We start from the raw sequence: 23,013 nt of genomic DNA on the forward strand, positions 1-23,013 counted from the left end.
GGAGCGTGTATGAGTGGTCTTATAGAATCGTTAATGTACGAAGTCTCAAATATTTTCTTGTTGCCGGTACTCATTATCATACTGGCTCTTTTTTTCTACTCCATTTTTCAAATCGGAGTGTTTGCGATGCAGTCGTATGTTAGGAAAAAACATACTTTTAACAAAGAGAAAGGCTATATAGTCCTAAATTATGCTGAATATGAGAATATAACAAACAGTGATGATTTAGAGCTGTTTGCTTTTTCAAAACTAGAAACAATATCAATCGCTACTCGTATAGCCCCAATGTTAGGTCTTGTTGCGACTATGATACCTATGGGACCGGCATTTAAGGCACTCTCCGATGGAAATATAGCAGGAGTTAGCGAAAATCTTATAGTTGCTTTTAGTGCGGTTATATTTTCACTCATAAGTGCCTCTATAACATACTGGATAACTGCCGTGAGAAAAAGATGGTATGCAGGTGAGATAAGAGAGTATATGCAAAGGTTTGAAGATGAAACTACTAAGTGATGATGAGAGCCTAAACCCTATATTGTCAACGGTAAATCTAATCGATGTTTTTTTGGTAATTATCGCAGCACTTCTTATCTCCATAGCGCAAAATCCGCTCAATCCCTTTAGCAACGACGATGTAACGGTAGTTAAAAATGCAGGCAAAAAAAATATGGAAGTTATAGTCAAAAAAGGCAAAGAGATGATTACATACAAATCAGAAGGAAATATAGCGAACGGTGACGGTATAAAAGCGGGTATAACATACAAGCTAAAAGACGGCAATATGGTCTATGTACCTGAATAACAAAGGAAAATTTTAATGAAAAAAATAGCACTCTTACTACTTTTTGTATGTTGGCTCTTTGCAAATACGGCAGAAAAAAAAGATATGCTTGTTATAAGTACAAATATGGGTGCGCTGCCCCAAGAAGCTAAAGTACATGCTTTTATAGAAGTTGCTAAAAAAGAGAATCTTAGTGTTGATTTTTTATTTGAAACAGCGTTAAAAAAAGATGAATATATCTCAAAAATAAATCAATACAAAATCGTTATGTTTGATTCTTTAGCCGGTGCAGGAAGCATTAGAGCGCTTTTGTCGCAATTTTCGGATGCAATAGAGCAGGTTCAAAAAGGTACAATCGTTTTGCCAATATCTATATTAGATGAAACTCCTTATCGAAACGGTATTACACTTGAACAAAACAAGATGCTTAATGATTATTGGCATAACGGCGGGGAAAAAAACTTTACCAATTTTGCAAAATATATCAATACGCATATTTTAAAAAGAAACAATGATGTTATAGAAGCTGTCTCGGTAATACCGGAAGAGGGAATTTACCATCCGAAAAACCCAAATATAGTGTTTAACACATTACAAGAGTATCAAACTTTTTTGGGAGTAGATATTTTAAAAAATGAGGCTAAGAGACCCGTAATCGCTCTAGGTATGCATAGAAACGCCATCTCTTCAAATTCTCTCGCGCATATAAAATGGGCTATAGAGTATCTTGAAAAAAAAGGAGCTATTACAATCCCATACTTTACGCAAGTTGACGGAGATGACTTTATAGGCGAAAAATTTTTAACGCTTGAGGGCAAAACGGTAGCTGATATACTTATCAATTTTCAAATCATGATAATAGACCATGAGAGCCTGAAACCAAAATATGAGAAGTTAAATATCCCGATACTCCATGCTTTAAACTTTGAAGGAACACAAGCAGAGTGGGAGAAGTCAAATAGCGGCACTACGACTGCTATGATTCCCATGAGCTACATTATACCTGAGACTATCGGCTATACCGATTCTATGATAACCGCCGCACAGAATCAAACAACCAAAACATTAGAACCTATAGTGCCGCAGCTGAAATCTTTAGCAAATAAAGCACTTAACATGTCAAAACTCAAAAGAGCAAAAAACAGCGAGAAAAAAATTGCGGTAATGTTTTACAACTACCCTCACGGAATTAGTAATATGGGTGCTTCGTTTATGAATATTCCGCAAAGTTTGGAAAATCTTTTTGCCTCTTTTGTTAAAAAGGGCTATAAAACCGAACAAAAATCGCAAGAGTGGTTTGAAAAAGAGGCTATTAAAACACTTAAAGCCTACTACGAACAAGGACATGAAGATGAGATGCTTAAAGAAAAAAGTGCTCTTTTGTATCCGCTTGAAAAGTATGAGGCGTTTTTAAAAACAATTCCGGGTGAAGTATCAAAAGAAATGATTTTGGAGTGGGGCGAGCCTTCACAAAGTGCTATGATAGTAGAACAAAACGGTAAAAAATATTTTTTAGTTCCGGCTATAGAGCTAGATAATGTTCTGCTTCTTCCGCAGCCTCGTCGCGGAGACAAGCAAAAAACTTCCAAAAACAGTGAAGGTTCACTTTGGCATAACACAAAAATAGCGGTAAATCACAGCTATCTTGCAACATACCTTTATGTCAGAGAAAATTTCAATGCCGATGCAATTATTCATTTTGGAACACATGGAACACAGGAGTGGATGCCGGGAAAAGAGAGAGGGCTTAGTGTTTATGATGACCCTTTTATCGTTTTAGGAGATGTTCCTATTTTTTATCCCTACATCACAAACAATGTCGCAGAAGCTCTTCAAGTAAAAAGACGGGGCAGAGCAACACTTATATCACATCAGACACCGCCGTTTGCTATAAGCGGAACATATAATGAACTCTCAAAAATTATGGAACTGATTACTCAATATAAAACAGTAGATGAGGGAGCTGTAAAACAAAACCTTAAAAAAAGTATTATACATGAAGCAACAGTTACAAATATTCATAAGGATATTGGATTTACGCTTGAAAAAATAGAGAGTGATTTTGTTGATTTTCTAAGTAAGATAGAAGATTATATTTTAGGAACTTCTGCTTCTGCACAGCCTCTTGGAATGCACACTTTCGGCACATACCCAAAAGAGGAGCATCTTATAACTACCGTTATGCAGATGGTGGGCAAGGAGTTTATGAAAAAAGCGGATGGAGAGAAATATAGTGCTAAAGAGTATAAAGATTTTAACAAATCCAACTCATATACGCTCATTAAAAAATATGCAATAGATGGTGCAAATATAGATGAAGCCGAGGCGGAGTTTAAACCATATATCCAAAAAGCAAAAGAGTATGTAAATTCTTTTAAAAATCAAGAGGAGATTATAAATCTTCTCAGAGCATTAGAGGGCGAGTATATCAAGACAAGCACGGGAGGCGATCCCATAAGAAATCCCCAATGTTTGCCTACGGGAAGAAACATGTACGGATTTGACCCAAATAAAGTGCCGACAAAAGCGGCTTATGAGACAGGTTCAAAACTCATGAAAGAGTTTATAGAGAACCACTATAAAGAGAACGGCGAATATCCAAAAAAGCTGACTTTTAACCTTTGGTCGCTTGAGACTATGCGTCATCATGGCGTCGTTGAGGCTCAGATTCTTTATGCTATGGGAGTTAAACCCATTTGGAATGAACAGGGTTTTAGCGATAAATTTATTCAAGATATGGCGTTGCCTTTTCTCAAGAGCTATTTTCCTACTTTTATGGCGGAGTGGATAGCTTCTATGATAACGCTTCCAAGAGTTGAATTTGTTCTTGATTTGCTGCCCAATAGATTTTCTAAAAAACCAAAAAAGATGATAGCCCATGCAAAATCTGCAAACAAAGGAGATATAGTTGATGTTGAAATCATCCCGTATAGTGAACTTAAAAGACCGCGGGTCGATACCGTTATATCGGCAACCGGACTTTACCGTGATACTTTTCCTCAAGCTATGAAACTGCTTGCAAAAGCAGTAGAAAAAGTTGCTAAGTTAAAAGAGGAGAACAATTTTGTTTATATAAATTCAGAGGCGTTAAAGCAGACTCTTGTTGACCAAAATTTAAGTAAAGAAGATGCGCAAACGCTCTCAACAATTAGAGTGTTTTCCAATAAAACAGGCTACTACGGCAGCGGTGTAAACAAGATAGAAAAAACAGAGAACTTTACGCAAGATGCGGATGAACAGATAGCAAAAGATTATCTCAAAGAGCGGGGATACTATTTTGGAAGCGATGAAGGCTCATGGAATAAGCAGATTGAGGGAGTTGATCTCTATGCCAAAAATCTGAGTAAAACGGACGCGGTTATCTTTTCACGAAGTTCAAATCTTTACGGAATGTTAACAAGCGATGATCCTTACGGTTACTTCGGCGCATTGTCTTTGGCTATAAGAAGCATAGATAAGAAAAATCCAAAGACATATATATCTAATCTAAGAGATATAAACAACGCAAAGATGCAATCAAGTGCGGAGTTTATGGCACAAGAGTTGCGAAGCAGATATTTTCATCCAAACTGGATAAAAGAGATGAAAGCAGAAGGTTACAGCGGTACACAAAACGTGCTTGACGTAGTAAATAACTTTTGGGGCTGGCAAGTCGTAGATCCGGATGTTGTAAGAGACGATCAGTGGCAAGAGTTTTTTGAAGTTTATGTAAAAGATAAGTATGATATGAATCTTAAAGAGTGGTTTGAAAACTCCAACCCCGACAATCTTGCGCAAATCATGGAGAGAATGCTTGAAGCCGCAAGACTTGGGTATTGGCAAACCGACGAAGCCACAATCAAAGAGCTAAAAGAGAGGTACAAGGAGCTTGAGAAAAAATATAATATCAAAAGCTATAACGAAAAATTCAAGGAGCTTCTACAGAGCGATAAAGTAGGCGGTTTCGGTCTTGCTTTTGCAAAAACAACTATTGCAAATGCTCAGGCAAAACTGCAAGAAGAGGCAAAAGAGCAGAAAAAAGGACAAAAGCTTCAAAAACAAGAAGTGCTAAAAAAAGAGAATGATTACTCAATCTATTTTACGCTCATGATGTTATTTGCGGTTATGATAAGCGGTGCTCTTTATGAGCTTAGAAAGATAAGAAATTCTTAGGATTTAGCTGCTCTAAGTGAGAGCTAAATCCGTCATAAATTTTATTTGAGAAAAATACATGATTATTTATGCCAAAATAAACTGCTCTTTAAATAAAAAACCCTGAACAAAATCGACTCTGCACTCTTTAGCTAAGTATAAATCATCCTCGGTTTCTATGCCCTCTAGTATGACCTCTTTTCCTAGTTTATGTGCATAATTGCAAATCCCTCTTACCACTTCCGTAAATGCACTGTCTATTTTGATTTGCTTTAAAATATCTTTGTCAAGTTTTAAATAGTGACACTCCTTAAGTTAAGCAGATAGAGCGAAATAATGCTGTTTTCTTTAAAAAAATCATCTACTGCAAATTGATATTTTAATTTACTAAACACTTCTATTAATTTTTCTATATTGATGCTCTCATGAGAATTCTCAACAAGTTCTATAACAAAATCGCTCTGCTTTGACATAAGAGTAAAAATCTCTTTTGTTCTTTGTTTATAGTGCAAAATATGAGGGTCAAAATTTATAAAAAGTTTTTTCTTTTTTGGTCTATTTTGAAATTGATGTTTTTTTACATTCATTTCAAGTTCGTAAAACAGAGATAAATCTTTATGACAAACATCAAATATAATGTCAGGCGGTATTGATTTGCCATCAATATAAAATCTGGCAAGTGCTTCATAAGCCAATATGCTCTTATCAGCTAAAGAGACTATCGGTTGATACTTCGTGCGCAAGTTTTTTTGTACTAAAATATCTTTTATGTTTTGTAAATCTATAAGATTTTTATTTGGTATAGTTAATTTGCACATTCTTTCTCAATTCAATATCTGTATTTCAAAATTTTTCTCAAAACTATACCTGATTTTATTGCAGTCAAGTATATACTGGATATCCAAAAATTCATCTACTTCAACGTCTCTGTTTGTTTTTATATTTATAACTCTGTTTTTTGCATCGTCAAACCTAAAAGTGACGGATTTATTTATTTCATTTATAATTTGTAGCGCCATTTTTTATCCTTTATCTATTTTGCAACTACTGTATTTATCGCAATCTACGCAGTTAGAAGCTCCCATTACTTTTATATATTCATCATAAAAGCAGCTACTGTTGTGTTTGGAACAAACTACGGGTAAGTCTCGTTTTTTGGCTTCACTTCTAAAGTGTTTCATAGCATTATGATTTAAAAAAGAGGTAAGCATCACTACACACTCTATATTTATAGGTATGATTTTTTTACATGTACTTGCTTTTTTTCTTGCGTTCCAATGAACTATTGATGAAGCTCCTAGAGCTTTTAATATTGACTCTATGGAGCTGATTTTATCTCCACCGATTATTAGGATACTCATAAGCCAATTCTCTATTTTAAAACTTTGCCTGCAATAATACAGACTTTAGAACTATCAACATGCGGATATCGCATTTTAAATATTCTTGTTATTGGACAAAGCATCTTCTGGTTTTTTGTAAACCCTGACTCTCTTATTAGCTTGTTTATTTCACTTGTAATAGCTATATCTGACATGTAAATCCTTATTATGATAATAGTTATCATAATAATAACGGAGTGAAGCTTAAAGTTCTATGATTTTGATATTTATTATCAAGTAATATGGTTGGTAGAAGATATGTATCTATTTATTAGAGAAAAACTTATAGTAAAAATCTTTTATAACTCTTAGTTTTGCACTGCTAAGCGCGAGTTCTCCGCTGTTTATTTTCCCGCTTCTTACAGTTGTTCCGGCAGCTATCATAACATTATCTTCAAGTGTTACGGGAGCAATAAGCTGAGAGTCGCTTCCTATAAAAACATTTTTGCCGATAACCGTTTTATGTTTGTTAATTCCGTCATAGTTACATGTAATAACACCTGCACCTATGTTTGTTCCCTCATCGACGGTTGCATCGCCAATATAGCTTAAATGACCGGCTTTTACGCCTTTTAAAGTTGATTTTTTAACTTCTACAAAGTTTCCTACATGTGAATCCTCAATATGTGAAGCAGGGCGAAGATGTGCTAATGGTCCAACGTCAGAGTTTTTAACAATGCTATCTTCTATAACGCTGTGTGCTTTTATGTGTGACTCTTTTATGAGAGTATTTCCGGTTATGCGGCATCCGTTTTCAACGGTGCATTCGCCCTCAAAAACCACTCCTTCATCTATGTAAATGGTAGATGGAAGTTGCATTGTTACGCCTGATTCCATCCATCTAGTTTTTATTCTTTCTTGCATAATTTCTTCTGCAGATGATAGGTCTTTTTTGGAGTTTACCCCTTTAAAATACTCTTCATCTACTAAAAGTGGAATGATATTTAAACCGTCGGCTTTTGCCATAGATATTATGTCTGTTAGATAATACTCTTTTTGAGCGTTTTCATTATTCAAAAGAGGAATATATTTATCCAAAACATCTTTTGAGAAAGCGTAAATACCTGCATTTACGGTTGTTACTAGTAGTTCTGAGGCTGAAGCATCTTTTTGTTCAACTATTCTTTTAACTTGTTTGTTTTTTATTATAACCCGACCATAACCGTTAGGATTTTGCAAATTAAATATAGACATCATAATATCATTATCGTTTTGTAAAAAAACTTCCAAAGAGTGAGGAGTAACTAGTGGCATATCACCGTTTAAAACCAATATTTTTTCATTTTTAGTGCTGACATTTTTCATAGCTCCGCCGGTTCCAGGAAAGTTCTCGGTATCTTGAACTACAAAGTTTATATCATTAAAATAAGAGTGCATAAGAGTCTCTACAACCTCTTTTTGATGTGCTACGACAACAGTTACGTCATCACTGATTTTACGAGCTGCTTTTATGATGTGATAAAGCATAGGTTTGCCGCTTATAGTGTGTAAAACCTTTGCTTTGGAAGAGTTCATACGGCTCCCTTTTCCTGCAGCTAAAATTACTATACTTATCATATTTTTGTTCATAATTGCTCTTTAAATAAATTGTGGGATTATATCCTTTAGCTCTTATATTTGAAATAAAATAAGCGAAAAATTCTTTTTAATTGTTGAGGCTAATATTTTTTGTGGTATTATAAGCCCAATATTTTGGCATAAGGTATTTAAATGGATTTAGGTACGGTTATTGGTATGGTTTTAATCATAGCGCTTTTACTTGGCGCTATGGCAATGGGTGTCGGTGTCGGTGCATATATCGATATACCGTCTGTTTTGATTGTTATCGGCGGTAGTATCGGTGCGTTGATGATATCGTTTAAACCTGCACAGATGAAATCTTTTGTAAAAATTTTTATGATAGCGATTAAGCCACCAGAAGAGGATAAGGCAGAACTTATTAAAAAACTTGTGCAATTTGCCACAAAAGCCAGAAAAGACGGGATTTTGGCGTTAGAGGGTGAAGTAAACAGCGAACCGAACGAATTTTTAAAAAAGGGGCTCTCTATGGCTATTGACGGTAATGAACCGGATAGTATAAGAGATCTCTTAGAGATTGAGATGGAACAGACAAGTACCAGACACAAAGTTAATGGTTCTATATTTAGTCAGTGGGCAGGACTTGCAGGAGCTATGGGTATGGTTGGAACTCTTATCGGTCTGGTTGCGATGCTTTTAAATATGGCTGACCCGTCTGCAATTGGTCCATCAATGGCGGTTGCGTTACTTACTACCATGTACGGCGCTATTATCGGAAACGTTGTCGGAAATCCAATAGCAAATATATTAGGTATTAGAAACGATGAAGAGACGCTTGTTAAAGAGATGATTTTAGCAGGGATAATGTCTATTCAATCAGGAGATGCACCAAGAGCATTAGAAGCGAAACTTTTAAGTTTTTTAGCGCCTTCAGAGCGTGTGAGTCAATTTAACTAATGGCTAAAAATAAGTGTCCTGATTGTCCTACATGTATGCCTGAATGGTTGGCGGCATTCGGGGATTTGATGTCTCTTCTTTTATGCTTTTTCGTTTTACTTCTCTCAATGTCTAGTATGGATGCTAAAAAAGTATCCGAAGCAATCGGTTCACTATCCGGTGCAATGAGTGTTTTAGAAGGCGGTGTAAAAACCGAAGTTTCAAAACAGCGTATCCAAGAATCAACTCCTATAGAAGTAACTGACGAGACTTCTGAACAGGTAAACAGAGTTGCTGCGGCAATAATGGAAGCAAATGAGATGATGGGAAAAGGGCAAGAGTCTGTAGTATCTCTCGAAGAAGCTCAAGATGGCTTTGTTATAGAACTTCCTGCTTCACTTCTTTTTAAGTCAGGAAGTGCAGTAATTCAAAATGAGGATGCGCTGCTGTTTTTAAAAAGAATAGCTCTTATTGTTGGAGAACTTCCAAATGAGACAAGAGTAAGCGTACATGGGCATACCGACAATCAAGGACCCGGTTCAAACAGTCCGTTTAAAGATAACTGGGAACTCTCATCAGCTAGAGCTATATCAGTCTTACAAGAGTTGCTTCTTGACGGTGTAGATCCAAAACGTATCAATGCAGCAGGATTTGCCGAGTTTTCTCCAAAAGCAACTAATGTTACTGAAGTAGGAAGAGAAAAAAACCGCAGAGTAGAGTTGCACTTTTTCGGGGCAAAACCTGAAGATAAATCAAAAGTCAAGCAGACAGTTTTAGACAAGGCAGCACAGAAGTAATGTTGAAGTTCTTTTTGCTAATTTTAGGATTGGGTGCATTCTCAATTTTGGGAGCCGAGAGTGTTGCTATTCCTACGATGAATTTCGAGCTCTCAGCACCTAATACTCCTGGACAGCTTGTCAGTTCATTAAATGTATTAGTTCTTTTAACACTTCTTTTTTTAGCACCGAGTATGGTTCTTGTAATGACTACTTTTACAAGATTTGTTATTGTATTTGGTTTTTTAAGACAGGCTCTTGGAACGCAGCAGGTTCCTCCTACGCAACTTCTTGTAATGCTAGGCATGATTTTAACATTTTTTGTAATGGAGCCAGTTGGGATAAAAGCCTATGAGGATGGTATAAAGCCATATATAGAAGAGAAGATAGGATATGAAGAGGCATTTGATAAAACTGCATTGCCTTTTAAAAATTTTATGATTAGAAATACTAGAGAGAAAGATTTAGCTCTTTTTTTTAGAATCAGAAAAATGCAAAATCCTACAAGTGTTGCAGATGTGCCGTTATCCATAATTATTCCTGCTTTTGTTATAAGTGAGCTAAAAACTGCATTCGAGATAGGTTTTTTGCTCTTTTTGCCATTTTTAATAATAGATATGGTTGTTGCATCTATTCTTATGTCTATGGGTATGATGATGCTCCCGCCAATTATGATAGCGCTGCCCTTTAAGATACTTATTTTTGTACTTATTGACGGTTGGAATTTATTAATCGGCAATCTAATAGCTTCAATAAAATAGAGTATAAAGTAGAAATTATGAATTGTAAATATTTTGGAGAGTGCGGTGCATGTATAGTTTACGAGAATGGTTATGAACATCAACTCTTTTTAAAATTAGAGGTTAATAAAGAGAGATTTAGTCCTTTTTTTAGCGATGAAATATCAGTTTTTAAGTCATTGCAGAGCAATTATCGCTCAAGAAGCGAGTTTAAGATTTGGCATATCGAAGATGAACTTCATTATGCTATGAACCACATAGATAAAAATGGCGTAGTTTTAATAGATGAATGCCCACAGGTAAGTAAACCTATATTTGATTTGATGCCGAAACTCTTAATGGCTATAAAAGAGAACAATATAGGTTTTAAACTATTCGGTGCTGATTTTTTAAGCTCAAACAGCGGTGAAATAGTTGTTTCGCTGCTTTATCATAAACCTCTGGATAGCTTATGGAGAGATATCGCAACTAAAATTGCCTCCGAACTCGGTATCTATATTATAGGGCGAAGCAGAAAACAAAAAGTAGTAATTGGGCAAGACTATGTTACGGAAATTTTAAATATCAACTCGCAAATATTTAAATTTAACTATATAGAAAACAGTTTCACACAGCCAAACTCTATAGTAAACGAGCAGATGATAGAGTGGTCTTTAAGTGGTTTGTCAGGTACTGATAAAGATTTGCTTGAACTTTACTGCGGTGCAGGAAATTTCACTATACCTTTTGCAAAAAAATACAATAAAATACTAGCTACCGAGATATCAAAATCATCCATTAATGCGGCTAAAGTAAATATGTGCTTAAATGACGTAGAAAATGTTGAGTTTGTTAGAATGGGTGTTGAAGAGTTTATTCAAGCACTTGATGGAGTTAGAGAGTTTAACAGAATGAAAGGTATTGATATAAAATCATATACTATAGATACTATATTTGTAGATCCCCCAAGAAGCGGAATGGATGAAACTACATGTAACTTTGCTTCAAGGTATGAAAATATTATATATATATCATGCAACCCAGAGACGTTGGCTAGAGATTTAACTATTTTATGCAAAACACATGTAGTAAAAGAGATGGCTTTGTTTGATCAATTTCCATATACACATCACGCTGAGATGGGTGTAAAACTAACTAAAAAAAGGAATCACTTATGAGAATTGTATTTTTAACTTTAGTTATTTTGTCATTTTTGCACTCTGATGAGATACAGAGGATAGAAGCAGTAATTCTTGAAATTACTCAACTAAGAAATAACTATAAAGAGTGTAAGACTGAGTTGTTATTAGGTAAAACTCAAGAGAATCAAAAAATAAATCAAGAATTAAACAAAAAGATTGAAAAATTAGAAAAAATAGTAAAAAAACAAGATGAACTTTTAAAACTCAAAGAAAATATGGCTAAAAATCAATTTCCAAAACTGATGATGAAAAAAGAGTTTCAAAAAGAGAACTTAGAAAAAAACAGTGTTATAAAATTTAAAGCAACAGCCTTTTACTTAAAAGAAGAGAGTGTTATATATGATGCGATTGATGGCAAAAGAATTGATAAATGGGAGAAAAATACCTCATTTACCTCAAACAAAAAAACGTCTAACTGGATTCAAATAGGCGGCTATTTTGTAGATAAAAAGTGGAAAAGCGCTAAAAAAGAGATGTGGATTAAGATTTCGCAAGTTTCAAAAAAACATTTAAAAGAGTGTAAATGAAAAAAATATTAATTATAAGCGACGGTGAAATCGCTCATCACTTTATACACAGGGTCATGGATACCTACACAAGTGAAAATATATACTATATAGTTCAGACAAAAGCAAAAAAATATAAAAACGTAAATCTTTCACGCTTTAAATTTTATGAGTTTGACCCGACAAGCCTCTATAAACTGGCAAATCTGTTAAAGATGGAGTTTGCTCAGGCAATAATTGTCATGGATAATCAAATGGATGTCGAAAACACCATTAAAAACATTAGAACCATTAAAAAGCAGCTGCGAACTATAGTTTTAAATAAGTGGAATATGAAAAATGAAGACCCAAACGTTGTTTTAATCAACTCTAACGAAATTTTATCTTCAAGACTCATTGATTATCTGCCAAATGTTCCGGTCATTGCCCAAAATGTCGGAATAGGCGAGGGCGAAATAATGGAAGTTTTAGTTCCCTTTGGAAGCTCTTTTGTTTATAAACATATAGGCGTTATAGAGCAAAAAGAGTGGCGTATAGTTGCAATATATAGAAACAGAAAACTAATTATGCCAAACCGCCGCAGAATGATTCAGCCAAACGACCTTTTAGTCTTAGTAGGAGACCCTGCCGTTTTAAAATCTGTTTATAAGGCAATTAAGAGAGAACTTGGGCAGTTTCCGGAGCCTTTTGGTTCAAATATCTATCTTTATCTGGATATGAATCTACTAAATTTAGATACCGTTGAAGAGTTAATACAAAGAGCAATGTTTGTTCAAAACAGGCTAAAGCATATTTTAATAATAAGGGTTGTAAATCCGAGCAATATAGATGTTATCTGGAAGATTAAAGAGTATAGAGATGAAGATATTATTATAGATATAAATTATGATAGCGTCAATTTAAAAGGGAGCTTTTTTAATGATATAAAAGCTTATCATGTAGGTTTGATTATTGTATCAAACGAGCTGTTTGAAGATTATGAGATGAGAAACAGCTTATATGAAGCGCATGTACCTGTTCTTAAAATAGCGCAAAAAGAGCTCTCTAGCGTAAAAGATGCTTCCATTATTTTAAGTGATAATCGTGATTTAGAGAAGATATCATCTACGATATTTGACATATCTGAACAGATGAGTCTTAATATAGAACTTTATAACTATACTAACGAACATCAAGAGGCAAAAGAACAGGTTATTGAGCATTACTATAATCTCTCTACTATTTTTTCAAAAAATATTAAAGTTATAAAAAAGAGTGAAAATCCTATAAAAAAATTAAAACAAAAAGAGGATTTTATTCAGATTTTACCATTTACGAAAAAGTTGACAAGCAGAAAGATTTACTCTATTTTATCGGCAGATAGCGAAAGACTTTATCACAAGCTTAGCAATTATCATCAAGTTTTTATACCAGTGCAGATTTAGAGTCGCTAATTTAGCGATTCTTTATTATTTTTTAAGTATTATATATCCTCTTATTTAATTAAATTTTGGACAAATAATGCAGGTACATATTCCTCTTAAAAAAATCGTCGATAACTCATACGATATAACTATAGATACGCTACCAAAACTCCATTTTGATACAAAAGTAGCAGTTGTTACAAATTCAACCGTTTCAAAACTTCATTTGGAGTATTTTCTTACAAAAATCAGTGCAAAAGAGTTACATGTAATAACTCTAAAAGACGGTGAAGAGTATAAAAATCAAGAGAGCATAGATACTATTTTAGACTCTCTTTTTGAGCACCGTTTTAACCGTAAATCAATGTTAATAGCTTTTGGCGGAGGTGTTATCGGCGATATGAGCGGATATGCTGCTAGTATCTATCAAAGAGGAATTGATTTTATACAAGTTCCCACTACGCTTTTATCTCAGGTCGATGCAAGTGTCGGCGGCAAGACGGGGATGAACAACAAATACGGTAAAAATTTGGTAGGTGCATTTCATCAGCCCCGCGCCGTTTATATAGATCCGCATTTTTTAACTACTCTTCCGCAAAGAGAGTTTGGTGCAGGAATTGCAGAGATAGTTAAAATGGCTGTAACTTTTAACAAAGATTTTTTTGAGTTTTTAGAAAGAGCTGACTTGAAAAACCCTGAAATTTTGCAAGAAGCTATAAAACAAGCAGTTCAAACTAAAGCAGAAGTCGTAACTCAGGATGAAAAAGAGCATGGTATAAGAGCAGCTCTTAACTATGGGCATACTTTTGGACATGTTATTGAAAATGAGACTGAATATAAAGAGTTTTTACATGGAGAAGCAGTAGCTATCGGGATGGTTATGGCAAACGAGATGGCAGTTAAAATGAACTTTATGAGCCAAAAAGAGGCACTAAGAGTCAAAAATCTATTAGAAAAATATAACCTTCCTACAACTTATGAGATAAAAGATGTTAAAAGATTTTATGATACATTTTTCTTGGATAAAAAAAGCTCAGACTCTTCTATTACTTTTATTCTTCCCCTTGGTATCGGAGATGTTACTATTACCGATAAAATAGATATAGAAACAGTTCTGTGTACATTAAACAAATTTGGAAGAGATATATGAAAAAAATAATTTTTTACTTTTTTGTAACAACCTCTTTGCTATTTTCGGATAACGCAAAAAATGTCTCAAAAGTAGATGAACAAGAGATTCAGCGCGTAAAACTTGCACAAGAGAGTGCGAAAAAAGAGCAAATTGCAAAATATAATCTTGAACTTAAAGAGATTGAATCAAAAATTACAAAAAAAGATAGCGTATGGATGAAAAATTATGCTTCATATTTGACATCTTTGGATGTAAGAGAGAGCCTTGAAAAAATAAAAGAGAGAATGGATTATCTACAGAAAAAAAGAGCCAAAAATCTTACCGAGATGGATGAACTAAATGCGTTATCTTCAAGAGAGAAGATTTTAACATCGCAGATTGAAAAATTAAAGAAAAAAGACAGTTCTCCGTTTTCAAACCTTTTGACTCCTCCAAATATTGATGAAATAGCGCCTATAAAAAACCCATTTGATATATTTGCAGGTATCTCTTTGATTAAAGTGCTTGATAAAGGCTTTAATGACTATTCATTAAAGAAAGAGGAGTTAGATCAGCTTATTGCTCTTTTAAGAGAAGAGGTACGCATTTACAAAGAGATAGAGAGTATTAATGAAGATGCTTTCTATAAAGAGCAGGCAAATTTAAAAATCAAACAGTTAGAGAGATTTGAATCTGCGCTAGATACAATGAACGTTACGATAGATGTTTATCAAAAAAGATTAGACATAATTAGAATAAATATAAACAAAGATGTAGAAGCTCAAATACTCAAACTGGCTAAAATAGGTGTTATTGTCTTGGTCGTTTTTGTTATTTTCTTTTTGCTTAAATTAATTATCAAAAAATATATAACAGATAATGAACGTTTTTACATGGCAAATAAAATAATCACATTTATTAATTTTACACTCATTATTTTAATTTTATTTTTTAGTTATATAGAAAATGTAAGTTATCTCGTTACTATCTTGGGATTTGCATCTGCAGGTATTGCAATTGCGATGAAAGACTGGTTTATGAGTATCCTCGGATGGCTTGTAATTGTTTTTGGCGGCAGCATACATGTAGGAGACAGAATTCGTGTCGATATGGACGGTATGCAGTATGTAGGCGATGTTATGGATATCTCACTGCTTAGAATGACAATATTAGAAGATATTACGCTTACCGCCGTTATGACAAACAGAAGGGCCGGAAGAATTATTTTTGTACCGAATAATTATGTTTTTACAAGAATGATTGCAAACTATACGCATAGTTCTCTAAAGACTGTTTGGGACGGTGTTTATATAACTATTACATTTGACTCAAATCATAAAAAAGCTATGCACATAGCTAAGGAGATAACTAAAAAATTCTCAAAAGGTTATACGGATATTACAAGAAAGCAGTTGAATAAACTAAGAAATAATTACAGTCTGAAAAATACGAATGTAGAGCCTAGAATTTTTTCATTTATAGAGCCAAACGGTATTACTATCGATGCTTGGTATTTGACAAATGCTTACGGTACTCTTACCTTAAGAAGCGTTATATCAACAGAGATTGTGGATGCTTTTTTGGCAGAAGACGATATTACCATTGCATACCCTACCCAAATGCTTCACATGGAAGAGTCTGCTAAAAGAAAACCGCCGTTTGCGACTAATAAAGAAGTTGTCTAAATTATGAAAAAAGTATATTTTAAAACTTTTGGCTGTAGAACAAATCTTTATGATTCTCAGGTTATGATGAGCGCAATGCAAGAGTACGAAGTAACCGAAATTGAGAGTGAAGCAGATGTTGTAGTTATTAATTCATGCACAGTTACAAACGGAGCAGATTCACATGTACGTTCATATATTTCACATGTAGAAAACAGTGGCGGAGCTAAAATATTTTTAACAGGCTGCGGCGCTCATACAAAAGGTGAAAAACTACTAGAACAAGGCAGAGTTGCAGGCGTTTTCGGGCAGAGCGAAAAACTAAAAATTGATGAACTGCTAAATAAAGAAGAACCTTTTTACGAACCGGGAGATTTGAACTATATAGACGAAGCGGTTGTGGATGATTTTGTAGGTAAGAGCAGAGCATTTATAAAGATTCAAGAGGGGTGCAGTTTTCGCTGTTCATACTGCATCATACCGCATGTGCGCGGTGATGCAAGAAGTATGGATGAGAGTAAGATACTAGAACAGATTGAAAAACTTGCACGAAACGGTTTTGGAGAGTTTATATTAACCGGAACTAATGTCGGAAGTTATGGTCAAAAAACGGATAGTTCAATCGCCTCACTTATGAAAAAAATTTCTCAAATCAGGGGTGTAAGACGCATAAGACTAGGAAGCGTAGAGCCTATTCAGATAACTGATGAGTTTAAAGAGATATTAGGTGAGCCATGGCTTGAGAAACACCTTCATATAGCTCTTCAACACACTTCGCCTCAGATGTTAAAGTTTATGAACAGAAGAAATGTTTACAAACAAGACAGAGAACTTTTTGAGCTTTTGGCAACTAAAGGCTTTGCGATTGGAACCGATTTTATAACCGGACATCCGGGAGAGACTCAAGCTTTATGGGATGAAGCTATGAAAAATGTAAGAGACTTGCCTCTGACTCATCTGCACGCCTTTACATACTCAAAACGTGACAATACGCCATCGGCTACAATGAAGCCGGAAGTAAACGGTTCGGTTGCAAAAGAGAGACTGCATGAGCTTGAATCAATTGTTGAGGCGAAAAACTTTGAGTTTAGAAATGCTTTTAAAGGCAATCTCGATATTTTGGTTGAGAGCGAAAAAGAGGGCTTGTTTGTCGGATATGATCAGCACTTTAACAAGATTTTGATTGACTCGGATGAGGATTTAATAGGAAATTGGGTTAATTTAGAGGATTATGAGGTTAAAAAGGAGTCTAACTATGGTAGGGTCTAAGTCAAATAAAGTTGCCCTTTTTGCATCTGCTTTTTTAGTAATTGTCTTAGTTTTATTTGCTATTCTTAGAGATAATTCAGACTCTATTACCCTTAAAGAAGCAACTAAAATTTTAGAAAACCGTAGCGTTAAAAGTGTAATAGTCTCAAAAGAGTATGTCTATCTAAAGACCGATAAAAATATATATAAAATTGCATCATCTCAACTTAATCCCTCAATGCTTGCTAATTATAAAGTGGTAACTAAAGGCGGCTTTGAGATAGTTGTTTACTTCCTCCTTTTACTTCTATTGTTAGGTTTTGCTCTGTTTGCATTTATCTGGTTTAAAAAAAGAAAGCTGTTGCAAAGAGAGAACGTAAGTAGTAATAAATATAGCTCCTCATTAGAAAATACACAACCTATTGAGTCCATAAAAAGTGATGTTACGTTTAGCGATATCGGTGGAATCAGCGATGTTAAAATAGAGCTTGAAGAGATTATTGATTTTATGAAAAAACCAAAACGTTATAAGAGTTTTGGAGCAAGAATGCCGCGTGGTGTTTTGCTCGTAGGACCTCCTGGCGTAGGAAAGACTATGATAGCAAAAGCGGTTGCAAATGCCGCAGGCGTACCGTTTTACTATCAAAGCGGAGCCTCTTTTGTTCAGATATATGTAGGTATGGGAGCAAAAAGAGTTCATGAGCTTTTTGTTGCCGCTAAAAACAACTCGCCTTCTATTATTTTTATTGACGAGATAGATGCAGTCGGAAAAAAGAGAGACGGTCAGAGAAATGATGAGAGAGAGGCAACTCTAAATCAGCTTTTAACTGAGATGGACGGGTTTGAAAACTCAAGCGGGGTAATTGTTATTGCCGCTACTAACAAAATTGATGTTTTGGATTCCGCACTTCTTCGCGCAGGACGCTTTGATAGAAGAATATTTGTCGAGCTTCCTACAAAAAAAGAGAGAGCATCGATTTTATCGAAATATTTAGACAAAGTTCCGCATGAACTAAATGTTGACTCGGTAGCAAATATGACGGTCGGATTTAACGGCGCATCACTTGCCGCTCTTGTCAATGAAGCTTCACTTCTTGCTATAAGACAACATGATTTTCAAGTAACGATTGAACATTTTCATCAGGTAAAAGACAAAGTAATGTTTGGCAAGAAAAAACTGCAGATGCTAAGTGAAGAGCAAAAACGTTATCGTGTGACGTATCAGGCGGCAAAGGTAATCTGTGCAACTTACTTTGACCTTCCTTTTGAAAAACTGCTTCTCTCAAATGAAAAACTTACTCCATCAACAGATGAGCCTCTTATCAAGCATGAACTAGAGTCAAGAATAAAAATGCTTCTTGCCGGTATAGTTGCTTGTAATATTAAGTACAACGAACATGCAAGCAGTGCAAAAAATGATTTGGATGAAGCAAAAGAGATAGTAGATAAGATGATTCAAGAGTACGGTATGGGTTCATCTTTGATTTCAAGCGAGCATGAAAAAGAGATTATGATGAAAAAACTCTATGATGAGACAAGAAATCTTTTAGAGTCATTGCAAGATGTTATGAAGTATGTAGAGAGCGTTTTAAACGAGCGAGAAAGCATAACAAAAGCGGATGTAAAAAAGCAGTTAAATGAAGTTTTATAGCGGGTTTGCTCTAAAGGATGAAGAGCACTATTTTAAAGAGTACATAAACTCTTCACAGTACTCTGTCTGCGGTTTTAGTTACGGAGCGATAAAGGCATTCTTACATGTAAAAGAGCAGCTTGAGATTGGAAAAAGAGTAGATACTCTGCAGCTTTTTTCTCCTGCCTTTTTTCAGACAAAAGATGAAAAGTTTAAAAAAATACAGCTTATGGGATATAAAAAAGATAAAGAGGCGTATTTAAAAAATTTTTCTGCGGCATGTTTTTTACCGTATGAAAAAAAAGTAGTTGAGTATAATGAGAATAGTGTTGAAGAGTTGGAAGAGCTTTTGTATTTTAAATGGAATATTGAAGAGTTAAAAAGCATTGCGCAAAAAGGTGTAAAGATAGAGGTTTACCTCGGCAGCGAAGATAAAATAATAGACGTTCTTGGAGCAAGAGAGTTTTTTTTACATGTTGCTACCGTAACATATATAAAAGATGCAAATCATTTTTTATTAACAAATTAGTTTAATTAGATGGAGTACAAAGTATGGGTGAAATAAAAATAGGCGTAATAACAGCAAGCGACAGAGCAAGCAAGGGTATTTATGAGGATATATCAGGAGTTGCTATTCAAGACACTATGAGAGAGTACTTAAAAAGCGAGTTTGAGATAGTTTACAGATGTATTCCCGATGAACAGGATGTTTTAGAAGCGACCATGATAGAGCTTTGTGACAAAGAAGGGTGTTGTTTAGTTGTAACAACAGGCGGAACAGGTCCTGCACTTCGTGATGTTACTCCTGAAGCGACGGAAAATGTTTGCCAAAAGATGATGCCCGGTTTTGGCGAACTTATGCGTCAAGTAAGCCTTCAGTATGTACCTACTGCTATTTTATCTCGTCAGAGTGCCGGAATAAGAGGAAAATCTCTTATTATAAATCTACCGGGAAAACCAAAATCCATAAGAGAGTGTCTTGATGCGGTATTTCCTGCCGTTCCGTATTGTATAGACCTTATAGAAGGTCCTTATATGGAGACAAACGAAGATATTATAAAAGCTTTTAGACCTAAAAAATAGCTCTAGCAGTTAGTAAAGAGCAAGTTTTTTAGACTTCTCTCTTCGTCGGCGCTTGCAAACTCAGGCACGTTTTCAAGCCTCTTTACAAATCTAAAATCAGGCGCAAACTCTTTAAATAGCTCAATCGTAAAATTTGCATCCAAATCAGGCGAGTTTAGACAAGCCAAAATCACGCACTCGTTTGATGCAATTTCAGGGAGTTTTTTTACAATTTTTTCATAATCTTTTGTAGCTTCAAAACTCCCTCTTTGAAAAGTCGGCGGGTCGATTATAATCAAATCGTACGGACCTTTTTTCTTTATACGCGAAAACGATTTTAAAATGTTGTAAGGTAGAAAACTTACACCTTTTGGATTTATATCGTTTAGATAATGATTTGCACTCCCTACGCTAAGTGCGCTTTTGCTCATGTCGATATTTGAAACGCTCGCTGCGCCTCCTAGTTTTGCGGCTACGCTAAAAGCACATGTATAAGAAAAAAGGTTTAAGACATTTTTATCTTTTGAGTTTTGTCTAACAAACTCTCTGCCGTTTTTCATATCCGGAAAATAGAGACTGTTTTGGTTTGAGAGAAGATTAAGTTTTATCTTCATGCCGTTTTCGACTACATGTAGATTCTCTTTAATCTCTCCGATTATAACTTCGCTCGGACTTCCTTTTATATAGCGTCTTTGAACTACGATAGTTTTATGTCCGCTTGAAGTTATAAACTCTTTTAACATGTCAAGCAGTTCATCTTCTGATGACTCTTGCATGTATAAAGCAACGCTTAAAATCTCATCTATCGAGTCGATACTCAGATGCTTCCAACCGTCATAAAGTCCGCCGCGACCGTGAAACAGCCTCTTAAATTCGTTTGTTGGATTTTTTGAATTTTCTTCTAAATGTGACTGTATATCTAAAATAGTCATTTATACCTTTTCCCAAAAAGTGCCTTGTGCAGTGTCCATAATGCTTACACCGTAAGTTAAAATCTCATCTCGAATTTTATCCGATGCTGCAAAGTCTTTGGTTTTTTTTGCTTCATTTCGTTTTTCAATCAACATGTCAATCTTTGCTTTTGTCTCTTTATCAATACCGAATTGAAAATACTCAAACGGGTTTTTAACTCCAAAACCTAAAACTTCTTCAATGTAAGCTAGATGTGAGACAGTTTCTTTCTTTATAAGTTGATGTTTTCCAGGTTGGTCTAATGTATTATTTGCATCAGAAACCATTTCATCTATATGTGCAAGGGCTAATGATACATTCATATCATCATTTAAAGCTTCTAATAATATCGCTTTCCATGCAGGATCAGTATCTTTTGAATCAAGTTGTATTCCAAAAAGACGTTTTTTGAGCCTGTAAATTTTGTCCAGACGTTTTTTTGATATCGCCAAATCTTGCGTGTTAAAGTTAAAGTTGCTTCTGTAATGAGTGCTTAGAAGGTAAAAGCGTAGCACTTCTCCGTCATACTCTTTAAGTGCGTCTTTTAAGAAAAAGCTGTTGCCCAAAGATTTGCTCATTTTCTCGCCGTTTATGTTTACAAAACCGTTATGCATCCAGTAGTTTGCTAGGTTATGGTTTGTAGCACATCTAGTTTGTGCCGCTTCGTTTTCATGATGAGGAAAGAGCAGGTCGGCTCCGCCTCCGTGAATGTCCACCGCAAATTTCATATTTGGTTTGGCTAAATGTTTTTCTATCATTGCTGAACACTCCAGATGCCATCCCGGACGACCGGCTCCAAAAGGAGAGTCAAATGTTACGCTCTTGTCATGTACGCTTTTCCAAAGAGCAAAATCGGCAGGGTTTTTTTTGTGTGACGAACTCTCTACTCTATTTTGTCTCTCGTCTTCATCTTGGACTCTTTTTGAGAGTGAGAGATATTCGCTATCGCTTGAAGTGTCAAAATATACATCGCCTTCAGAGGTCAAATAAGCGTGTTTAGAAGCAATAAGCTTTTTGGTAAGCTCAAACATTGCCTCAAGCGACTCTGTTGCTTTTGGCTCAATATTTGGACGTGAAATACCAAGCTGCGACATCTCTTCGTGATAAGCATCCGTATAAAAGTCCGTAATCTCTTTGATGGTTTTGTTTTGCTCTAGCGCTTTTTTTATGATTTTGTCGTCAATATCCGTAATATTTCTGGCATAAGTTACATCATAGCCGTTTGCCGTTAAAACACGAGTTAGAAGATCAAAGACCAAAGCGCTTTTTGCATGTCCTAGATGGGCATCGTCATATACGGTCGGGCCGCATACGTAAAGCGATACTTTGTTGTCGTCTTGAGGGATGAACTCTCTTTTTGTTTTTTGTACTGAATCGTAAATTGTCATTAAATTATTTCCTTGTTAAAAACCGGTTATCATAAAGTCTATTGCAGAGATTATCTCATCTCTTTTATCTTCTAATGAGCATATACATGTACCTAAATTATCCATAGATACACCCGCTAATTCTGCTGTTGACATAGTAAGATTTAAGCCATTTATCTCAAACTTTGGATTTAATATTTTTGCAGGTTTCATATTTAAAACCAAAGGCACGACCGCTCTTGTCGAGAGCTCTTTTAACATGTTGTTTTGAATATCTAGCAAGTATGGTATATCTTCTTTTGTTCTACTATTTTTGTTCTCATAAACATCGAATTGAGCCATTAAAAACTTCTTATCTCATCGCTAAAAGTGCCGTTTTTTGCAACTCTTTCGTTGTAACTGTTGATAGAAGTTTTGTTTTGGGCTTCCCATTTTTTCATCTCTTGTTCTTTTATAAGCTCAATAAGTGTTTTTTCCAAAGAGTTGGATATATTTATGTGAAGCTCTTTTGCTTTTTTAAGCAGGTCTGAATTTATACTAAGATTTGTCGCTTTTTTCTTTGCATGAAGATTATACAGTGCCGTCATTTACATTTCCTATGTGTATAAAGTATGTGCATTATTATA

The 23,013-nt window shown here is 35.0% G+C and carries 25 protein-coding genes; 15 read left to right on the top strand and 10 right to left on the bottom strand.

Annotated features, from left to right (window positions below):
* Window positions 1-9 precede the first annotated feature (9 nt).
* Genes A2530_RS10070 through A2530_RS10080 form a run of 3 tightly spaced genes read left to right on the top strand, consistent with a single transcriptional unit; the run spans window position 10 to window position 4,933 of the window.
* The gene (locus A2530_RS10070) at window positions 10-513 is read left to right on the top strand and encodes a MotA/TolQ/ExbB proton channel family protein (RefSeq protein ID WP_294885527.1); all 504 of its coding nucleotides are present in this window, start codon (window positions 10-12) and stop codon (window positions 511-513) included.
* On the top strand, window positions 497-802 hold the full coding sequence (locus tag A2530_RS10075; protein ID WP_294885525.1) for a DUF2149 domain-containing protein: 306 nt from the start codon (window positions 497-499) through the stop codon (window positions 800-802). Before A2530_RS10070 ends, A2530_RS10075 begins: the two co-directional genes overlap by 17 nt.
* A gap of 15 nt (window positions 803-817) precedes the next feature.
* Window positions 818-4,933, top strand: coding sequence for a cobaltochelatase subunit CobN (locus tag A2530_RS10080; protein ID WP_294885524.1), 4,116 nt, complete (start codon window positions 818-820; stop codon window positions 4,931-4,933).
* Window positions 4,934-4,999: 66 nt separating this feature from the next.
* Here the strand turns inward: A2530_RS10080 and A2530_RS10085 are convergent, their stop codons facing one another.
* From A2530_RS10085 to glmU, 6 genes are all read right to left on the bottom strand, one after another.
* The gene (locus A2530_RS10085; protein WP_367187999.1) at window positions 5,000-5,191 is read right to left on the bottom strand and encodes an EAL domain-containing protein; all 192 of its coding nucleotides are present in this window, start codon (window positions 5,189-5,191) and stop codon (window positions 5,000-5,002) included.
* Between the two features lie 14 nt (window positions 5,192-5,205).
* A complete protein-coding gene (locus tag A2530_RS10090) occupies window positions 5,206-5,730 on the bottom strand; it encodes an EAL domain-containing protein (RefSeq protein ID WP_294885522.1) in 525 nt (174 codons plus the stop codon).
* A gap of 6 nt (window positions 5,731-5,736) precedes the next feature.
* Complete coding sequence (locus A2530_RS10095) at window positions 5,737-5,931, bottom strand: hypothetical protein (RefSeq protein ID WP_294885520.1); 195 nt, start codon at window positions 5,929-5,931, stop codon at window positions 5,737-5,739.
* Window positions 5,932-5,934: 3 nt separating this feature from the next.
* Window positions 5,935-6,273: a DUF2325 domain-containing protein gene (locus A2530_RS10100; RefSeq protein WP_294885518.1), complete on the bottom strand. Its 339-nt coding sequence runs from the start codon at window positions 6,271-6,273 to the stop codon at window positions 5,935-5,937.
* A gap of 11 nt (window positions 6,274-6,284) precedes the next feature.
* A complete protein-coding gene (locus A2530_RS10105; RefSeq protein WP_294885517.1) occupies window positions 6,285-6,449 on the bottom strand; it encodes a hypothetical protein in 165 nt (54 codons plus the stop codon).
* Window positions 6,450-6,558: 109 nt separating this feature from the next.
* Window positions 6,559-7,863 carry a bifunctional UDP-N-acetylglucosamine diphosphorylase/glucosamine-1-phosphate N-acetyltransferase GlmU gene (glmU, locus tag A2530_RS10110; protein ID WP_294885515.1) on the bottom strand — a complete coding sequence of 435 codons (1,305 nt, stop codon included), beginning with the start codon at window positions 7,861-7,863 and terminating at the stop codon, window positions 6,559-6,561.
* 141 nt (window positions 7,864-8,004) lie between these two features.
* Here glmU and A2530_RS10115 point away from each other — a divergent pair, with 141 nt between their 5' ends.
* The 12 genes from A2530_RS10115 to mog all read left to right on the top strand — a co-directional run bounded on the left by A2530_RS10115 (window position 8,005) and on the right by mog (window position 20,090).
* The gene (locus tag A2530_RS10115; protein ID WP_294885514.1) at window positions 8,005-8,769 is read left to right on the top strand and encodes a motility protein A; all 765 of its coding nucleotides are present in this window, start codon (window positions 8,005-8,007) and stop codon (window positions 8,767-8,769) included.
* Complete coding sequence (locus A2530_RS10120; RefSeq protein ID WP_294885512.1) at window positions 8,769-9,545, top strand: flagellar motor protein MotB; 777 nt, start codon at window positions 8,769-8,771, stop codon at window positions 9,543-9,545. The genes A2530_RS10115 and A2530_RS10120 overlap by 1 nt, the downstream gene beginning before the upstream one ends.
* Window positions 9,545-10,285, top strand: coding sequence for a flagellar type III secretion system pore protein FliP (gene fliP / locus A2530_RS10125; protein ID WP_294885511.1), 741 nt, complete (start codon window positions 9,545-9,547; stop codon window positions 10,283-10,285). Before A2530_RS10120 ends, fliP begins: the two co-directional genes overlap by 1 nt.
* A gap of 17 nt (window positions 10,286-10,302) precedes the next feature.
* Window positions 10,303-11,421: a tRNA (uridine(54)-C5)-methyltransferase TrmA gene (trmA, locus tag A2530_RS10130; RefSeq protein ID WP_294885510.1), complete on the top strand. Its 1,119-nt coding sequence runs from the start codon at window positions 10,303-10,305 to the stop codon at window positions 11,419-11,421.
* The gene (locus A2530_RS10135; RefSeq protein WP_294885508.1) at window positions 11,418-11,972 is read left to right on the top strand and encodes a hypothetical protein; all 555 of its coding nucleotides are present in this window, start codon (window positions 11,418-11,420) and stop codon (window positions 11,970-11,972) included. Before trmA ends, A2530_RS10135 begins: the two co-directional genes overlap by 4 nt.
* Window positions 11,969-13,375: a COG3400 family protein gene (locus A2530_RS10140; RefSeq protein ID WP_294885506.1), complete on the top strand. Its 1,407-nt coding sequence runs from the start codon at window positions 11,969-11,971 to the stop codon at window positions 13,373-13,375. The genes A2530_RS10135 and A2530_RS10140 overlap by 4 nt, the downstream gene beginning before the upstream one ends.
* Window positions 13,376-13,451: 76 nt before the next feature.
* Window positions 13,452-14,504 (top strand): 3-dehydroquinate synthase, encoded by a 1,053-nt coding sequence (aroB, locus tag A2530_RS10145; protein WP_294885504.1) that lies wholly within the window; start codon window positions 13,452-13,454, stop codon window positions 14,502-14,504.
* Entirely contained in the window at window positions 14,501-16,150 is a 1,650-nt protein-coding gene (locus A2530_RS10150) for a mechanosensitive ion channel domain-containing protein (RefSeq protein WP_294885502.1), read from the top strand. The genes aroB and A2530_RS10150 overlap by 4 nt, the downstream gene beginning before the upstream one ends.
* Window positions 16,151-16,153: 3 nt before the next feature.
* Complete coding sequence (gene mtaB, locus A2530_RS10155; RefSeq protein WP_294885501.1) at window positions 16,154-17,398, top strand: tRNA (N(6)-L-threonylcarbamoyladenosine(37)-C(2))-methylthiotransferase MtaB; 1,245 nt, start codon at window positions 16,154-16,156, stop codon at window positions 17,396-17,398.
* Window positions 17,385-19,028 carry an AAA family ATPase gene (locus A2530_RS10160; RefSeq protein WP_294885499.1) on the top strand — a complete coding sequence of 548 codons (1,644 nt, stop codon included), beginning with the start codon at window positions 17,385-17,387 and terminating at the stop codon, window positions 19,026-19,028. Before mtaB ends, A2530_RS10160 begins: the two co-directional genes overlap by 14 nt.
* A complete protein-coding gene (bioV, locus tag A2530_RS10165) occupies window positions 19,015-19,536 on the top strand; it encodes a pimelyl-ACP methyl ester esterase BioV (RefSeq protein ID WP_294885497.1) in 522 nt (173 codons plus the stop codon). The genes A2530_RS10160 and bioV overlap by 14 nt, the downstream gene beginning before the upstream one ends.
* A gap of 23 nt (window positions 19,537-19,559) precedes the next feature.
* The gene (gene mog, locus A2530_RS10170) at window positions 19,560-20,090 is read left to right on the top strand and encodes a molybdopterin adenylyltransferase (RefSeq protein WP_294885495.1); all 531 of its coding nucleotides are present in this window, start codon (window positions 19,560-19,562) and stop codon (window positions 20,088-20,090) included.
* Window positions 20,091-20,092: 2 nt separating this feature from the next.
* Here mog and A2530_RS10175 read toward each other — a convergent pair whose 3' ends face one another.
* Genes A2530_RS10175 through A2530_RS10190 form a run of 4 tightly spaced genes read right to left on the bottom strand, consistent with a single transcriptional unit; the run spans window position 20,093 to window position 22,974 of the window.
* Entirely contained in the window at window positions 20,093-21,001 is a 909-nt protein-coding gene (locus A2530_RS10175) for a class I SAM-dependent methyltransferase (protein WP_294885493.1), read from the bottom strand.
* Window positions 21,002-22,408 (bottom strand): cysteine--tRNA ligase, encoded by a 1,407-nt coding sequence (gene cysS / locus A2530_RS10180; RefSeq protein ID WP_294885491.1) that lies wholly within the window; start codon window positions 22,406-22,408, stop codon window positions 21,002-21,004. It lies immediately after the preceding gene.
* A gap of 15 nt (window positions 22,409-22,423) precedes the next feature.
* Window positions 22,424-22,729: a CcdB family protein gene (locus A2530_RS10185; protein WP_294885490.1), complete on the bottom strand. Its 306-nt coding sequence runs from the start codon at window positions 22,727-22,729 to the stop codon at window positions 22,424-22,426.
* A complete protein-coding gene (locus A2530_RS10190) occupies window positions 22,729-22,974 on the bottom strand; it encodes a type II toxin-antitoxin system CcdA family antitoxin (RefSeq protein WP_294885488.1) in 246 nt (81 codons plus the stop codon). Before A2530_RS10190 ends, A2530_RS10185 begins: the two co-directional genes overlap by 1 nt.
* Window positions 22,975-23,013: the final 39 nt, after the last annotated feature.

The organism is Sulfurimonas sp. RIFOXYD2_FULL_34_21, from assembly GCF_001830805.1.
Taxonomy (GTDB): domain Bacteria; phylum Campylobacterota; class Campylobacteria; order Campylobacterales; family Sulfurimonadaceae; genus Sulfurimonas.

Coding starts and splice junctions, on each gene's coding strand:
- A2530_RS10070 (WP_294885527.1), top strand. CDS start 10: ATGAGTGGTCTTATAGAATCGTTAATGTACGAAGTCTCAAATATTTTC.
- A2530_RS10075 (WP_294885525.1), top strand. CDS start 497: ATGAAACTACTAAGTGATGATGAGAGCCTAAACCCTATATTGTCAACG.
- A2530_RS10080 (WP_294885524.1), top strand. CDS start 818: ATGAAAAAAATAGCACTCTTACTACTTTTTGTATGTTGGCTCTTTGCA.
- A2530_RS10090 (WP_294885522.1), bottom strand. CDS start 5,730: ATGTGCAAATTAACTATACCAAATAAAAATCTTATAGATTTACAAAAC.
- A2530_RS10095 (WP_294885520.1), bottom strand. CDS start 5,931: ATGGCGCTACAAATTATAAATGAAATAAATAAATCCGTCACTTTTAGG.
- A2530_RS10100 (WP_294885518.1), bottom strand. CDS start 6,273: ATGAGTATCCTAATAATCGGTGGAGATAAAATCAGCTCCATAGAGTCA.
- A2530_RS10105 (WP_294885517.1), bottom strand. CDS start 6,449: ATGTCAGATATAGCTATTACAAGTGAAATAAACAAGCTAATAAGAGAG.
- glmU (WP_294885515.1), bottom strand. CDS start 7,863: ATGAACAAAAATATGATAAGTATAGTAATTTTAGCTGCAGGAAAAGGG.
- A2530_RS10115 (WP_294885514.1), top strand. CDS start 8,005: ATGGATTTAGGTACGGTTATTGGTATGGTTTTAATCATAGCGCTTTTA.
- A2530_RS10120 (WP_294885512.1), top strand. CDS start 8,769: ATGGCTAAAAATAAGTGTCCTGATTGTCCTACATGTATGCCTGAATGG.
- fliP (WP_294885511.1), top strand. CDS start 9,545: ATGTTGAAGTTCTTTTTGCTAATTTTAGGATTGGGTGCATTCTCAATT.
- trmA (WP_294885510.1), top strand. CDS start 10,303: ATGAATTGTAAATATTTTGGAGAGTGCGGTGCATGTATAGTTTACGAG.
- A2530_RS10135 (WP_294885508.1), top strand. CDS start 11,418: ATGAGAATTGTATTTTTAACTTTAGTTATTTTGTCATTTTTGCACTCT.
- A2530_RS10140 (WP_294885506.1), top strand. CDS start 11,969: ATGAAAAAAATATTAATTATAAGCGACGGTGAAATCGCTCATCACTTT.
- aroB (WP_294885504.1), top strand. CDS start 13,452: ATGCAGGTACATATTCCTCTTAAAAAAATCGTCGATAACTCATACGAT.
- A2530_RS10150 (WP_294885502.1), top strand. CDS start 14,501: ATGAAAAAAATAATTTTTTACTTTTTTGTAACAACCTCTTTGCTATTT.
- mtaB (WP_294885501.1), top strand. CDS start 16,154: ATGAAAAAAGTATATTTTAAAACTTTTGGCTGTAGAACAAATCTTTAT.
- A2530_RS10160 (WP_294885499.1), top strand. CDS start 17,385: ATGGTAGGGTCTAAGTCAAATAAAGTTGCCCTTTTTGCATCTGCTTTT.
- bioV (WP_294885497.1), top strand. CDS start 19,015: ATGAAGTTTTATAGCGGGTTTGCTCTAAAGGATGAAGAGCACTATTTT.
- mog (WP_294885495.1), top strand. CDS start 19,560: ATGGGTGAAATAAAAATAGGCGTAATAACAGCAAGCGACAGAGCAAGC.
- A2530_RS10175 (WP_294885493.1), bottom strand. CDS start 21,001: ATGACTATTTTAGATATACAGTCACATTTAGAAGAAAATTCAAAAAAT.
- cysS (WP_294885491.1), bottom strand. CDS start 22,408: ATGACAATTTACGATTCAGTACAAAAAACAAAAAGAGAGTTCATCCCT.
- A2530_RS10185 (WP_294885490.1), bottom strand. CDS start 22,729: ATGGCTCAATTCGATGTTTATGAGAACAAAAATAGTAGAACAAAAGAA.
- A2530_RS10190 (WP_294885488.1), bottom strand. CDS start 22,974: ATGACGGCACTGTATAATCTTCATGCAAAGAAAAAAGCGACAAATCTT.